General features: G+C 38.8%; 10 protein-coding genes and 1 pseudogene. 5 read left to right on the plus strand and 6 right to left on the minus strand.

From position 1 onward, the window contains the following. Nucleotides 1–40: 40 nt before the first annotated feature. Nucleotides 41–688: an HAD family hydrolase gene (locus tag V7K89_RS04475; protein ID WP_335184736.1), complete on the minus strand. Its 648-nt coding sequence runs from the start codon at nt 686–688 to the stop codon at nt 41–43. Between the two features lie 378 nt (nt 689–1,066). On the opposite strand from V7K89_RS04475, the gene V7K89_RS04480 reads away from it, so the two are divergent. Continuing rightward, nucleotides 1,067–3,331 (plus strand): caspase family protein, encoded by a 2,265-nt coding sequence (locus tag V7K89_RS04480; protein WP_335184738.1) that lies wholly within the window; start codon nt 1,067–1,069, stop codon nt 3,329–3,331. Between the two features lie 370 nt (nt 3,332–3,701). Here the strand turns inward: V7K89_RS04480 and V7K89_RS04485 are convergent, their stop codons facing one another. Then, on the minus strand, nt 3,702–4,937 hold the full coding sequence (locus V7K89_RS04485; protein ID WP_335184740.1) for a pre-peptidase C-terminal domain-containing protein: 1,236 nt from the start codon (nt 4,935–4,937) through the stop codon (nt 3,702–3,704). 534 nt (nt 4,938–5,471) lie between these two features. On the opposite strand from V7K89_RS04485, the gene V7K89_RS04490 reads away from it, so the two are divergent. From V7K89_RS04490 to V7K89_RS04505, 4 genes are all read left to right on the plus strand, one after another. Then, nucleotides 5,472–7,532, plus strand: a complete 2,061-nt coding sequence (locus tag V7K89_RS04490) for a serine/threonine-protein kinase (RefSeq protein WP_335184742.1) — start codon at nt 5,472–5,474, stop codon at nt 7,530–7,532. Between the two features lie 253 nt (nt 7,533–7,785). Further along, nucleotides 7,786–9,033: an O-antigen ligase family protein gene (locus V7K89_RS04495; protein ID WP_335184744.1), complete on the plus strand. Its 1,248-nt coding sequence runs from the start codon at nt 7,786–7,788 to the stop codon at nt 9,031–9,033. A gap of 15 nt (nt 9,034–9,048) precedes the next feature. Continuing rightward, the gene (locus V7K89_RS04500) at nt 9,049–10,194 is read left to right on the plus strand and encodes a glycosyltransferase family 4 protein (protein ID WP_335184746.1); all 1,146 of its coding nucleotides are present in this window, start codon (nt 9,049–9,051) and stop codon (nt 10,192–10,194) included. A 28-nt stretch (nt 10,195–10,222) separates the two neighbouring features. Then, entirely contained in the window at nt 10,223–10,414 is a 192-nt protein-coding gene (locus tag V7K89_RS04505; RefSeq protein WP_334852838.1) for a hypothetical protein, read from the plus strand. A 24-nt stretch (nt 10,415–10,438) separates the two neighbouring features. Here the strand turns inward: V7K89_RS04505 and V7K89_RS04510 are convergent. The 4 genes and pseudogenes from V7K89_RS04510 to V7K89_RS04525 form a co-directional block, all read right to left on the minus strand. Then, nucleotides 10,439–10,651: pseudogene (locus V7K89_RS04510) on the minus strand (universal stress protein); the annotation flags it as partial. A 425-nt stretch (nt 10,652–11,076) separates the two neighbouring features. Then, nucleotides 11,077–12,390 (minus strand): TldD/PmbA family protein, encoded by a 1,314-nt coding sequence (locus V7K89_RS04515; RefSeq protein ID WP_335184748.1) that lies wholly within the window; start codon nt 12,388–12,390, stop codon nt 11,077–11,079. A 286-nt stretch (nt 12,391–12,676) separates the two neighbouring features. Continuing rightward, the gene (locus V7K89_RS04520) at nt 12,677–13,537 is read right to left on the minus strand and encodes a Tab2/Atab2 family RNA-binding protein (RefSeq protein ID WP_335184751.1); all 861 of its coding nucleotides are present in this window, start codon (nt 13,535–13,537) and stop codon (nt 12,677–12,679) included. A 343-nt stretch (nt 13,538–13,880) separates the two neighbouring features. Next, nucleotides 13,881–14,987 carry an alkaline phosphatase family protein gene (locus tag V7K89_RS04525; protein WP_335184753.1) on the minus strand — a complete coding sequence of 369 codons (1,107 nt, stop codon included), beginning with the start codon at nt 14,985–14,987 and terminating at the stop codon, nt 13,881–13,883. Between the last annotated feature and the right edge of the window lie 40 nt (nt 14,988–15,027).

The following is a 15,027-nucleotide window of genomic DNA, read 5'->3' on the forward strand; positions in this document are numbered from 1 at the left end:
AAGTTGACAACGTTAATTCAATACTTTCTGTTCGTTGTGCTTACCTCAACGGAACACTTGCTATTTGATGTTTTCGCCAAAGAGGGATGCTCCCTGTTAACCAGTACCACCCCGGAGAGTATTGGTTCTCGATCAAGTGTGTCTCTACGGTAGTTTCATGTCTTTCAATAATCGCACCTTGAAGTTCGAGCAGTTGCTGTGCGTGACCAATCACTGTTAGACAAACAACTTGATCCCCAAAAGAATGCGTCAAATCGGAAATTGCTTGCCATCTACGGTCTTTGTTTATTAGGCGATCGTTAAGATACCAACGCATACCATCGTTGATTACATCCTTATAGTAAGCGCAATCTTCCGTGCCATTAAAACTAGATACAAACGGAACACAGCCGAACTCCAGAATAAGTTTGTAGATACTTTCAACTACATCAGGACAAATAGAATTAATGATTTCGTGTTTGCCAGAATCCAAATCAGAAATAAAAGCACCATTAAATTCGATAACCGGGAGACGAAGATTCAAACCCTTCAGCATCACTTGCATAGAAACGACGCTGCGCGCACTGGCTACAGTAAACTGTAGTCCTTGATGCAAGAGTTCGTGAAGTACTTTCATGCTGAACGAAGAAAGAATTGCATTATCTCCAAGCAATGTACCGTCTAAATCACAAATGTAGACAGTGTTCATAAACTAATTGGGGACACTGATTGAGAGAAGAATTATACCTTAATCTACTGTAAATCGCTAGACTTACTATAATATACAAGAATAAGTTTGATTCTGATAACCTTGATGGGTGCAGCTTAGAAATCCGCAGTTGATTTTGCCCAAAAAACCGTCAATTGACATTTACTCAAAAGATTTGCCTGCACTACCTCCTGCCATTTTTTAGTTTTGTCAAACTCACGTTAAATAATAAGGTAACAATCTCCCCACCAATTGGTGGTAGGCATTAGTGGTGGGTTTAAATCCCCCACCATACGCCTGATAACCTTTACTGTTCACTAATTTAATAGACTAGAGGATTTTTACATAAGTACTTTATTGTAAAAGATATAGAAGAGTATGATTTCTCGCCGTTATTTCTTACAATTTGCAAGTTCAACTTTAACTACCTTGGGATTAAACTATCTTGATGTTATTAACCAAGGAAACCGTTACGCTCAAGTTCTGGCGCAAAATACTCCTCGCAAGCTAGCGCTATTGGTGGGAATTAATCGTTACCCAACCAACGGTAGATTTAGTAACCTGCAAGGTTGTAAAACCGATGTAGACTTGCAACGAGAATTATTAATTCATCGTTTTGGTTTTAACAACAGCGATATCCTTTCTTTAACAAGTGATGAACCTGCAAACAAGCAGCCAACCCGCAGCAATATTTTAACAGCGTTTGAAGAACATTTAATTAAGCAAGCCAAACCGACAGATGTAATCGTTTTTCATTTTTCCGGTCATGGTTCCCGACTACCTGACCCTAGCCCGATTCAGAATTGTCAAAATCAGCAATTCAATGACAAATATAACAGCACATTCGTAGTTCCAGATGCACCGCAAAATGACTATGTACCAGATATTATGGGGCGCACGCTGTTTCTACTAATGTCGGCATTGAAGACTGAGAATGTTACGGTGGTGCTGGATAGTTGTCACTCTGGCGGTGGTACTCGCGGTAATTTTATCATCCGCTCTGTATCCGGTGAGAATTTAAAACCCAGTCATGAAGAAATTGCCTATCAAGAACGCTGGATGAAGCAACTGCAACTTTCTGCCGAAGAACTCGCCAAACGGCGCTGTCAGGGAGTAGCCAAAGGAGTAGTAATTGCCGCAGCACAACGCGATGAAGAAGCCGCAGATGTCCTTTTTGATGGGTTTTTTGCAGGTGCTTTTACTTATACATTGACTCAGTATCTCTGGCAGGAAACGAGTAATGTGAGTGAAGCGATCGCTCAGATTATTCCTTTAGTAAAAAAGCTTTACGGTCATGTTCCCCTTGCAGATGGCAATCAGAATCAGCCAGTATATTTTGTTAATAAAAACGTTCCGCCTACAGATGCAGTCATTATCAACGGACAAGGCGAACAGGCGACATTGTGGTTAGGAGGAATAGAAGCCCAAAATCTGCAAGCTTTTGGAGAAGGGGCGACTTTCACCATTGTCAATCAAACAGGACATTCAGGAAAAGTGAAGTTGCGATCGCGTAGTGGATTAACAGCACAAGCACAACTGATAGAAAAGGGAACCATTGATTCCCTAATTCCAGGAATGCTGCTACAAGAATTAAGTCGCGTAGTGCCAGCCGATTTGAAGTTAAGTATCGGTTTAGACCTTTCATTGGGTAAAGAAACGAATACAGCAAAAGCAGCAATCTCAGCTATCAATCGCACTGAAGCTGTATCAGTACAGCCAGGAAAAACACTATATCCGCAAGAAGTACAATACATTTTCAGTCAGATGACCGCTGATTATAAACAAAAAATGCAGCAACATAAACAAGTAAATCTACCAGCAGTAGGTAGTTTTGGTTTATTCACGTCAGGACTAGAACCAGTAGCTCAATCCTTTGGCAAAGGTAAAGAAACAGTGACGGCGGCGATTACTCGTTTAGAACCTAAAATTAAATCACTTGTAGCCGCATACATTGTTAGGAAAACTTTAAATACAAATTCCTCAGATTTAGATGTAGAAGTCGTAATGAATTTAGTAGACGAACCAAATAAAATCATTGCTAAAACTTCTACAAGACAAGGTAGAAATAACCAGCGTGTATCCCAAGAGTTATATTCTCATAAAATATTCGTTTCGCAACTGTTTCAGTTTCAAGTAACCAACCACTCTCTTGAAACTTTCTACTTAACAGCTTTATTAGTAGATTCTACTGGTGACTTAATGGTTTTATTTCCATACCAATGGAATGCACCAGAAGAATCAATGAAATTAGAGCCAGAAAAACCAAAACTCATTGGCAATCCTCAGGAATTAAAGTTAAAAGCTATCGACAAAGGAACTGGGGAAGCAATAGTAATTGTTAGTCGTAAGCCACTTCACAAAGCTGTAAAGATATTGCAATTTATAGCCGCAGAACTAAATAATCAAGGTGAACAACCATTACAACTGAATAGATCGCAGACAAAATCACCACTTGATTTTATCAGTGATTTTCTTAATGACGTGAGAAGTGATGGCTTCTCTTCTCCTATCGAAGAGGCTACGCCAACAAGACACTTCGCGAACGCCAACGCCAAGGGCGAACGCGGTGGTAGCACGCAAACAGTAGAAGTCTATACCACTGATGTTGCTACTTTGTCTATCTCCTTTGAGGTAGGTGTTTAATTGCAAAATCTGGTGGGGTGCATTATGGACAGAAGTCCTAACACACCGAACATCTGAGATGGTTAGCAGCACTCTTGGTTCTGGGACTGGGGATTAGGAATTTTTGACAAAATTTGGGAAAAGTTGAAGCAGAATTCCATAATTTTTCCACACTCTTACCCATTCCTCAATCTCTTTTACAGTTCAGAATGAGCTATAAAACCCTCATATAGAGACGCGATTTATCGCATCTTAAAAGACCAATTATTTACACCAATAACCCTTAACTAAACTTTGTGCAATAGTATCGAGACTATTACGGTAAGTAAAGAAAACATTCCGGGCAATATCCACTCGTACAATAGTCTCGACACCAGAATCGGTAATTATTTCAAAAAATAGTCAATCTATATTTACCACGTTCCTGTGGATTTTTGGAAGTAACAACTATATAGTATGTATCATCTTCAGGCAACCTAGCTCGGTCAATTAAAGCACTGTAGACACCACTTTTATCTTTGTCTTTATCGATAGCGATCGTCTGTCCTTTAGAATTTAGCAAAGCTACGTAAGGAGAAAACTCTTCATCAACGCTATCTACACGAATACTTATAAGCTGATTTTTTTTACCTTGAAAATTAGAAACATTGTAAGCGCCTCCATTTTGTTTCAGGGTTGAGCTTTTGGCAGTTAGTTGCCCTGATTCATCTAAAGTATAGCTAGCTCTGTCATTCCTGAGAGCCAAGCTATAGCGACCTGTATCTCCAGGATCTTGACTAGTAACTGCAATCTTGTAAGTGCCATTCTTAGGCAGTCGCGCAAAAATAAATGCATCATCGCCACCACTGTTTTTATCCAAAGCACCTTTTTTAACGATGATACTATTATCAGGATCGTGCAGAAATAACAAGGGTTTTAAACTCAAGTTATTGGATCTACGTGTATCATTACTACCAATCAGCCTAATTTGAACTAATTGATTTTCTCTACCCTCAAACTTATAGAATTGAAAATATCTACCTTCAGATTGAAAGTCACTCTTACTCAAAATACCTAATGCAACATCTACAAAGTTAATTTCTTTGTAAGTTGGTGTTGCAGATGAAGAAAGCGCTGAATTATCGAGATTTTGGTTCCTAGTAGCGACATTAGAACTTGGCTTGCGAACTCTCCCTGAGCCACCATTAGAACGATTGGCGTTTGAGTTAGCAATTCTAGCTCTAGACGATCTAGATGCACCACCACCATTGGAACGATTAGAATTTGAGTTATAAGTCCTACGTCTAGACGATCTCGAAGTAGAGCTATTATCTGAAACGCTAGAAGTTCGTTGAGAATTTTCTCTCTGAGACGATACACGAGGAGTCTGCTGTATTGGTGACTCAATAGGCGTTTTCCGTCTTGGAGATATTGATGCCTCAGAAGCAGGAATTTGCTCAATTCCTTTTTTTACTGCTTCTGGTTGTCTCTCATCTGGTGATTTAGCAATTATAAAGTCTTGAGAGCTTTGAGATTTTACCAAAGCACTTATAGGCAGCACATTACTTGTAATTAACAAACTATTACTCACACAAAAAATTAAAACATGGCTTAATTTTTGATAATAGTTTTTGTTTTTTAATAGCATAATTTTGCTCCTAATTCTGTCTATTCCTAAAATACAAAATTAATAATAGTTACTGTTGTAATCGTAGCAGTTATTTAAACGGAAAGGGAAATTTGGCGTATATACCTTAGCGGCTCGCTAAAGGCATCGCCTGTAATCAGATGAATTTGTATATAATACATATCCAAATAGTTACCACAATTAAATCAGAAAAATTATATTTTCAATTCAGACTAATAGAGGAAATCTCAATTTCGTAGGTATATACTGAGCTACAAACTTAAATTGCTGCTTTTCGGATTTTTGCCCAGGTATTTTTGTAAACCTGACTAAATTGCTCACACAGATATAATATACAAGCAGACCTGATGCCCATCAATTCGTCAAAAGGCATCGCTCAAACACAATTTTTTGCAAATTATCTAAATTGTTCAATACCTGATGAGGTAAGGAAATTGTTGATTTATATAGTGTCTCAGTGATATTTACTAACAACAGAGATTATACTGTATGACTTAAGATGAATATATACCCCAACTGAAATGGATTCCCAGTATGCTCTGTTGTGTGAATCCCGATTGCCAAAAACCCTTAAATCCTGATAAAAACAACTATTGCCACAGTTGTAGAGCGGAATTGATACCCCTGCTAGGAGGTCGCTATCGTCCCACTCAGGTTTTATCAGACGAAGGCGGATTTGGTAGAACCTATCTAGCAAAAGATGTACACAAACTGAATGAATGCTGTGTTGTTAAGCAATTTGCGCCAAAACTTCAGGGAACTGGGCCGCTAACAAAGGCCGTTGAATTATTTAAACAAGAAGCGAGCCGACTTCAAGAACTAGCAGAACATCCGCAAATTCCAACTTTATTAGCTTATTTTGAGCAAAATAGCTATCTCTTTTTGGTTCAGCAGTTTATCAATGGGCAAAACTTGCTCAAAGAATCGGAAACGCGGGCAAACTATAACGAAACAGAAATTCGCCAACTTTTGTTAGATTTACTGCCGATACTGAAGTTTATCCATGTGCGGGGAGTAATTCATCGGGATATCAAGCCACAGAATATTATTCGCCGTCAAAGTGACGGACGATTAATCCTAATTGATTTTGGAGCTTCTAAGCTGTTGACAGCAGCAGTGCAGACTAGAATGGGCACTGTTATTGGCTCACACGGATACACTGCACTTGAACAGATGCAAGATGGAAAAGCTTACCCAGCCAGTGATTTATTCAGTTTGGGGGCTACTTGTTTTCATCTTCTGACTGGAGTTCGTCCATCTCAACTGTGGATATACCAGGGTTATGGTTGGGTTGCATCTTGGCGGCAACATTTAACCAGTCCAGGTAGGGAAGGGATTTCTATATCTGTAGAGTTGGGTGAAGTTTTGGATAAGCTGTTGCAACTAGACATCCAAAAGCGTTATCAATCAGCTGATGAAGTCATCACTGACTTGACACCTCAATTACCACCATTGTCATCAGTGCCCCCAACTATACTTACACCAACATTTGCAGCTACCCCAGCAAACAAGGGGCCAGTTTCACCAAAATCAAATAACAATCTGAAAAGTCAACTGCTGTTAGGTTCTAGCATTTTGGTCTTGGGATTAGGGGGAGTTTGGTATTTTCAGTCTCGTCCCCATACAGTCAGCGAGGTTTCTGAACCTATTTCTCAGCCTATTCAGCCCCAAAAAAATGTCTCAGAAAATTCTTATCTACCCAAACCCTTCAAGGGACATTCTAGTGACGTGAATTCCGTAGCTTTCAGTCCTGATGGTACAATCCTTGGCAGTGCCAGTGATGATAAGACAATCAAGCTATGGAATCTGACAGATGGACAGGAAATCCGCACTTTAGAAGGACATTCCAATTGGATTTGGACTATAGCTTTCAGTCCTAATAGCAAAATCCTCGCTAGTGGCAGTGCGGATAAGACAATCAAACTATGGAATCTGGAGACAGGAAAGTTAATCCGCACCTTACAGGGAAATAGCGACGGAGTTACTTCCGTAGCTTTCAGTCCTGATGGCAAAACCCTCGCCAGTGGCAGTGCTAGTAAGGATATGAAAATAAAATTGTGGAATCTGGAGACAGGAAAGTTAATCCGCACTTTAGAGGGACATACCAATGGCGTTGCATCTGTCGTTTTCAGTCCTGATGGCAAAACCCTTGCCAGTGGTAGCTGGGATAAAACAATTAAATTGTGGAATCTGGGCACAGGAAAGTTAATCCGCACTTTAGAGGGAAATGCAGAGTCGATTCTTTCAGTGGCTTTTGCTCCCGATGGCGTCATGCTTGCCAGTGGCAGTAAAGACAAGACAGTTAAATTGTGGAATCTGAAAACAGGAAAGTTAATCCACACTTTGAAGGGACATAATGATAAGGTTAATTCTGTTGCCTTTGTACCGAGCGTAAGTTCAAATGGTATTACCCTTGTAAGTGGCAGTAGTGACAAGACAATCAAACTTTGGAACCCAGTCACAGGAAAGGAAATCCGCACTTTGGAAACAGGTTCTGGATATATTTATGCAGTTGCCATTAGCCCAGATGGACAAACCATTGCTGGTGGTGGAAGTGGGGAGAACATTCTCAAAATTTGGCAGATGATTAATTAAAAATATCTGATAGTGTACATTCGTTGGGATAGATTGCAACTTTTTCGGGTTCTATCTCAGAATATTTAGCTGTGCAAAAATCTGAGATTAATCCTAGCTTCAAAAGATGATATTGGTGAAGACTGGATTATAATAATATTTTTTACGTGCTCAGGATTATAGCTTGAAAAAAATAAAAATCTATCTATAAACCTACAAAAGTAGGTTTATGTATTTTTTCTCCTGTCAAAAAAATATCTCTAAATAAAAGGTTATGATTAATAATATATTTTTCGTTCTCATCCTATTTTCTTCACTTTTAGGGCGAGTGAAATTTCCAGGAATAAATATTGGTATTCATTATTTATTACTTCCTATATTTAGCTTGGGAATCATTAGTTTCTCTTTAAAAGAGATACCAGAAGTTGTTAAAAAGCATAAAATAATTTTGATATCTATAAGTCTAATGTATTTATGGATGTGGCTGTCCTCATTAATGAGCGAGTTTCCAAATATTGCTATTACTTATAGTCTCAAATACTCAACTTATTACATACTACTTTTTGCTTTTTTAATATTAATATTTAAAAAAATAGTAACACCATATTCAATATTTTATTATCGTTGCATATTGCACTTACTACAGATAATTGCAGGTTTGGGTTTTTTAGAGGTTTTCTTTCCCAACAACTGGATTTTTAAATTATTAAAGTTTCCTAGCTTTTATCCTGAGATTGGTTCAATTATGCAAAACCCTAATCAATTTGGGGTTATGGTAGCCATTGGATTATGTTTAAGTCTGATTTTAGAAAAACAGCATAAAATTTCTAAAATTGAATTAAATATAAGCGAATTAATTTTTACAATTTCCTTAGCTTTATCTGCCAGCGGAAATGGTTGGTTAATTTTTCTAATTGGGATGTTTCTTTTGTTTATATATAAAATTATTAATTTTAGAAAAATGATTTATCTAATAAGCTTATTATTTTTATGTATTTTAACTGTACCAGTTTCTACATGGAGACTTGGTTTGGCAGATAGTAAAATATTCCCATTAATTAATGTATTTTTAGAAAATTCAAATTTAGTAAATCCAAACGAAAAAAAGCCTCACACTCTTGTAGTAACAAGTTTGTCAAGGTTTCAAATCTGGCAGGCAGCTATTAATGAAACTATTAAAAGACCACTGACTGGTATAGGTATAGGGGTTTTTCCAGACCAAATAGGAGTGAAAGTTTGGGGAAAAAAAGGTTATCACGCACACAATATATTTTTAAATACATCAGCAGAACAAGGAATTCCTGGATTATTACTATTGACTAATTTCCTCGCACAAATAGCATTTAAAATTAAATATGCTAATCCTTTAATTACTGTTCCGATTATTCTGTTTTTAGTGTCTCAAATGATAGATTTTTTTGCTGAAGACTATACTTTTACAACTATTGAGCTTTATTTTATAGCAGCAGCTATCAATTATCGAAAAGATATTGTCATGCAATTAAAACCTGAAATTAGTTAAAATGTCAAAAAATGTATGATTACTAAACCTCATCTTTATTTAATATTTCCGAATATATTTGATTTCAAGGGAGGTATTCAAGTTTACTCAAAATTTTTGCTGAAAGCTTTACAATATATATATCCTGAGGCTGATTATGATGTATTTTTAAAATATGATAAGTATAGTTTAACCCAGACAGATAAATTGCAGTTTTTAAGTTCAACAAGATTTCATTATTTTGGAGATTTACCAAAATTATTACAATCAATTTTTTTTACCACGAAAATAATTATTTTGGCTATTCTTCAAAATCCCATTATAGTAATTTCCACTCATGTAAACTATGCGATTGTTTGTTATATTATAAAAATTTTTACTGGAATTCCTTACTGGGTAGTTGCTCATGGCTTAGAAGTTTGGGATATCGAAAACAAGGCAACAAAATTCGCTTTAGAAAAAGCAGATAAAATTATTAGTGTTAGTAATTACACTCGCCAGCGCTTGCTTCAAGATATAAATATTGATTCCGAGAAAATAGTTATTTTACCTAATACATTTGATGCCAGTCATTTTCAAATAAACCCTAAACCTACTTACTTACTCAAGCGATATAATTTAACAGCTGAACAACCTGTAATTTTAACAGTAACGCGGCTGGGAAGCACGGCAAAATACAAGGGTTATGACCAAATCCTGCACGCTTTAGTTAAAGTGCGGTTGTATCTCCCTAATGTTCATTTCATTCTTGCAGGGAAAGGAGATGATATACCTCGAATTAAAGCTTTAGTTACCAACTTAAATCTGCAAGATTGTGTGACAATTGCCGGATTTGTTCCAGATAAAGAATTGTGCGATCATTACAATCTCTGCGATGTTTTTGCTCTACCTAGTAAAAAAGAAGGATTTGGAATTGTTTTTCTAGAAGCTTTAGCTTGTGGGAAACCTGTATTGGCGGGTAATCAAGATGGTTCTATAGATCCCTTGGCTAACGGAAAGTTGGGATGTTTGGTCGATCCTGATAACATTGAAGAAATTGCCGACAATCTAATTCAAATCCTGCAAGGCAATTGCTCTAATCGAGTAATTTACCAACCAAAATACTTACAACAAAAAACTATTGAAGCTTTTGATTTTAGCCAGTTTCGTGCAAGTTTAGCAAAGTTAGTTAGTGGTAATTAGTTACAATTTAAGAAAATTTGTTAAAAAAATGGAAGATTCAATATTTGTTATATTTCTTGCCTTTGGGTTTCTTTGGGTTTTGATGGGAGTTGTAGGTTGGATTGCGTTTCTAAAATCTGAGGGTGAGGAAATTAAGTTTGGTAAGTGGGGACTTATAGTTGCTATTCCAATCTTAATACCAATAATTGTTACTCTGATTATTGGTGTATTTTATCATTAAAAAAATCACTAAAATCTACGTTTTTTACTTTTGAATCGCACCTCTAACCAAAATCACTGTACTTTCTACACCAGAGGCGATCGCTTCGGGAATATTACCTTGAATCGCCTGCTGTAGCAATCCCTCGCGGGAAGCTCCCAAAACTACAACATCGTAACCTTCGGTTTGCACTAGGTTAATCACACCTTCGGCGATTGAATTAGCTTGCACTGGCAGAGCAACTACAGTAGTAGACTTGAAGGGGCGATGCATCAAATGGCGCTCGCGGGCAATAGCAGTAGCTATTTGTAATAAAACACCTGCTGTTTCAGGATTAGCTATGGGTACCAATAATCTACCTCTACCAGTGCTGGGCGATCGCTAAATCTCTTCTAGGCTGCCACCAGGTGCGAAAACGCTGATTCATACCAATTTTGGATTTTAGATTTGGGATTTTTTATTACAAATCTTTGCTAAAAAGCTGTTCGGTGGAATCTTTAGAAGATGTTTTAAAAGTCGTAGGTAAAATACAGCATAATTTTAGAATGGGCTGGGCTAACAGAAGTAAAACAGGTTTTATATCTGACTTAGAGACGAATCGTTGTGTACTTCACTTTCCTTGAGATTTTATGTATAATTCGTTACTACATAATTCCTGTCTCTAATTACGAATTACGAATTATTTAATTGTTTCTTCCCGTGGTAGATAGCCCTTCTACTATCAAAGACGGAGTATAACAAGAACCATTCCAATCAACATCGTTGCCTAGTGTAACCAATTGCTTCAGGGCTGTGTAAACATTACCTGCAACCATCGTATCCTTAACACGCCCAATTACTTGACCATTTTGGACGCGGTAGCCTAAATCGACGTTGATCGAAAAATCTCCAGAAATACTGCCGCCACCACCTAACATTTGATCGACAATTAAACCATTATCTAGTTGTTGAATCAAATCTGGTAGCGATGCCGAACCTGGCTGGATGAGAAAATTAAATAAACCAGGGGTGGGATAGCTACCTAAACCAGGGCGAAAACCATTTCCAGTGGTGTCAGTACCCAGTTGGGAGCCGATAGTGCGATCGCGATAAAAATGCTGTAAAGTGCCGTTTTGGATAAATACCAGAGATTGAGTAGGAGTGCCTTCATCATCAAAAGGGCAACTGTAAGGGCCAGCTTCTGGATCTTGGTAAATGGTGAGACTGGGTGCAACTACTTCCTTACCCAAACGTTCTGCCCAAGGTGAAGCTGCTTCTAAAACTCGCTTGCCATTCAAAGCGGCTTGTACAGTACCCCAAAGCATATCGGCGGCTTTAGAAGTGAACAAAATCGGGACGCGACCAGTGGGAGGTGAGATATTTTCTCTGGCCCAAATTAACCGTTGTAAAATTTGATTAGCTAATCTCTCTGGTTCGAGTTCCCCCCGGTTGGTTTGACCATCAGAAACACTTAAAAAATCATCACCACGTACCCATTCTGCTGATACATAGCAGCTGAGGGTAGTATCAGTATAGTGACAATCTAAACCTTTGGTGTTGACTAGTCTGGTGGTTTCAATATCACATTCCCAGTCACCATTGCATACAACTTCGGGATAGGCATCACGGATGAGTGCGATTGCTTCTTTGCCCCAGTCCACTAAAACCTCTATCGGTAAACTTTCTCCTAAATCGGGGTAGTCAGGCTGAGAGTTAGAGCCTAATTCGACAGTTTCCGGTTGATTTAGTTGACTTAAAGCCAGAGCTTTTTCCACCATTACTTCGGCTAAGACAGAACCGTAAGCCACCGTCAGTCCCGGACACCCGTTTCGCCAAAGCCGTAGTGCTGTACCTTCAGATTGGTTAGTTTCTAGCTGTTTGAGTCGGTTTGCCTCAAAAAACACGGGACGAGAAAGCGATCGCGACTGATACACCTCAGCAGCTTCTGCTCCAGATTTTATAGCTAGTTCCAGCAACTGTTCGGCTAGTGTATCTTGTGACAAATTTTCAGAACCCATGACCCTTAGTAAATTGTGGATTTTGAACCGCATATCAACGCTGTCTCAACAGAAGTGCGATGTCTACGACGGGCTACGCCTACGCACTTTCCAGTGATGAACGCAGATAACTATCCAAAAATCATCAGTGTTTCCTTACAGTTACGATTTGGAACCGCAGATCGACACTGATGGACGCAGTTAATTATCCCAAATCATTGTCATGTCTTAACGGATCTAGTCATTAGTCATTGGGCATTGGGTATTGATTATTCTCCTCTGCTCCTCTGCTCCCCATTCTCTATTTTCACAGATTAACCTCTTGCAACAGCCAAAAACCAGCAAAAGATTGTGCTTTGGGATCGGACTGTACACCGATAAAATGTACTCCATTCGCTTTTTGCTTGGCTGCTTCAAAACCTTTAGCTTCTGCTAAAATTTGAGGTTTTTTGATATTTGCTACAATCCAGCTTTCAGTTACACCAGTTTCTAAAAGCAATCTTGCCTCTTCGCTGGCGTCAAATCTTAAGAAAGCTAACTCCAAACCAGACATCCAACCAGCCAAGGGCAACGCTCTTGATGAGAAAATCAAAATACCAGGAATACGGGCTTCTGGTGAAACTTTCGCCAACTCTAAAGGGAAAGCTTCACCAAAGCCAATTTCCCACTCTGGCATATCAGCAAAATCCGCAGCATCTAAAGTAACAAATACCCACTGTTGTCCTTCTAAAGCATCTGGTAAACGTTGCGGCAAAGGTTTCTCCAAGCGGACTGAGGGATTTGTCCCCCTTTGATACCCTACCTCTTGAGGATACACTTCTTTCATGCGCTGTTCTAACCATTGGTTGAGAACCAAAGTGCGGCGGCTAGGCAGGGCGGGAATGCCTATATCTTGGCAGGCTTTTGTAATCATATTGTTCATTTGACGGCGAAAAAAGCGGATTTTTATTGGTGCTTTTCCAGCTTGGTTAATAGCTTCCTGCAATGCTGTCCGCAACCAGCCCGAATTTACCTGGGTACTGGGACAATATTGAGCATAACGAAACAAAGAATCTGCTTTTGTGCCGATATCCAAGGGGCTTTCGCAGACTAAGACTTCCCAAACTTTTTTTTGATTAGCGTCCAAAATCGGACGGGAGTAAAAATCGATTTCCCAAATACTGCCCATGTTTTGCGGTAAAAATCTGGCTGTTACGTTTTCCTGATATCTCGATCATACGAGTGTTGGGGCAGCATGGGGAATAAGGGAGGGGGGAGTGGGGGAGTATGGATTGAAAAGGTTGAGCCTTTGAGGCTAAAAGTTGAGCCTTTATGGAAACAAATAAATTTATTCTTTATTTCAGAGTAAGCAACTTCAGTTGTGGGGTAATAATTATGAATTACTGTCTTCGCAGTTTCTTCGAGTATTCGTACTCCTGCAAAGAAGCAAGCTAGGCGTAGCGTCTTGAGAGAGCGTCACTATCAATTACGAATTATGCTGACTCTGCCTCATCTCCCCCATTTCTCCATCCCTATTTTTGTTTAGCAAATAGCCCTGTCATCGGTTTGACTCCTTTGGCTGTATCGCCCGCCAGATTCAGGTATTCGTAGATCCCAAAAGCATCCTCGGTGGTTCGCAACAGTGAGTAGTGATTATAGGGTGTTTTATCTACTACACTCCGTAAACCGTGGTTAGTAATTACAATAGTCGCAATGTGACCACCACCAAAGTTAGCATTACTTTTGGGATCAAAACCGCAACAACCTTGAGTGCCTTTTTTGTTGCGTGGATTGTCATCTTCATCCCAAGTAATGACGATCGCATTATTCTCTGACGCAGCCCAAAGCTTTGAGGTGGTGATTTGTTTGACAACTTCACCAATCATTGTGTCACCAGTTTTAATTAGTTGTTGCAGGTTGGGACACTCTTGTAAACCGTGCATTTCATGGCATTGGTTAAATATAATATGACTGTAATTGGGAACATTGCCGCTTTTTAGGTCAGTAGCAAGCTGGTCAAAACCCACAATCTTGCTTGACAAATTAAGATCGTCTTGTACTTTTTTGAAGTTGATAAAACCGTTATGCTTTGAGGCATACAGCGTACGGTTCCAGCTAGGAGCAACAACCGCTTTAGAACCTGGGGTAGGAATGTCTTCAAAGTATCCCTTACTCGTTAGACCTTTCTGTTCTAGTTGGTCGATTAAGCTTTTAGAGGCGATAGTGTGATTAACATAGTCAGATTTTTGAAAATTATGACAAAACATGTTGAAACTACTAACCTGACAATAAAAAGCGTCATCGTCATGGATACCAAAAGTACTACCACCTAAAATAGCAAGGTAGTTAGCCTCGCTGGGATGAACCTCAGCGTAGAAGTTGCTAGCCAAGCCGTAAGTTTTTGCTAGTTGATTGATTATTGGTGCATTGGAGTTGCCAATAATCTGCTCGTAGGACTTGTTTTCTTCAATAATGACAAAAATGTGTTCGTATTTAGGGATTGCTTTATCTTCTTTTGTTGGGACAGAGGCTACTACTGCTGTATTTTCATTTATGATGGGTTGTTGGGTGGAGCCGGTGTTTCTGAATATAGCGGTTCTCAGTTGGGTGCAATATAGTAACAGCAGTGGGTGAACCATCCAATAATGTCTTTTTTAGTTACCGCATTCAGAGCATTTG

The organism is Nostoc sp. (genome assembly GCF_036917515.1).
Taxonomy (GTDB): Bacteria; Cyanobacteriota; Cyanobacteriia; order Cyanobacteriales; family Nostocaceae; genus Nostoc.

Excerpts from the sequence above, each read along its gene's own strand:
- V7K89_RS04475 (WP_335184736.1), bottom strand. The coding sequence starts at position 688 with ATGAACACTGTCTACATTTGTGATTTAGACGGTACATTGCTTGGAGAT.
- V7K89_RS04480 (WP_335184738.1), top strand. The coding sequence starts at position 1,067 with ATGATTTCTCGCCGTTATTTCTTACAATTTGCAAGTTCAACTTTAACT.
- V7K89_RS04485 (WP_335184740.1), bottom strand. The coding sequence starts at position 4,937 with ATGCTATTAAAAAACAAAAACTATTATCAAAAATTAAGCCATGTTTTA.
- V7K89_RS04490 (WP_335184742.1), top strand. The coding sequence starts at position 5,472 with ATGCTCTGTTGTGTGAATCCCGATTGCCAAAAACCCTTAAATCCTGAT.
- V7K89_RS04495 (WP_335184744.1), top strand. The coding sequence starts at position 7,786 with ATGATTAATAATATATTTTTCGTTCTCATCCTATTTTCTTCACTTTTA.
- V7K89_RS04500 (WP_335184746.1), top strand. The coding sequence starts at position 9,049 with ATGATTACTAAACCTCATCTTTATTTAATATTTCCGAATATATTTGAT.
- V7K89_RS04505 (WP_334852838.1), top strand. The coding sequence starts at position 10,223 with ATGGAAGATTCAATATTTGTTATATTTCTTGCCTTTGGGTTTCTTTGG.
- V7K89_RS04515 (WP_335184748.1), bottom strand. The coding sequence starts at position 12,390 with ATGGGTTCTGAAAATTTGTCACAAGATACACTAGCCGAACAGTTGCTG.
- V7K89_RS04520 (WP_335184751.1), bottom strand. The coding sequence starts at position 13,537 with ATGGGCAGTATTTGGGAAATCGATTTTTACTCCCGTCCGATTTTGGAC.
- V7K89_RS04525 (WP_335184753.1), bottom strand. The coding sequence starts at position 14,987 with ATGGTTCACCCACTGCTGTTACTATATTGCACCCAACTGAGAACCGCT.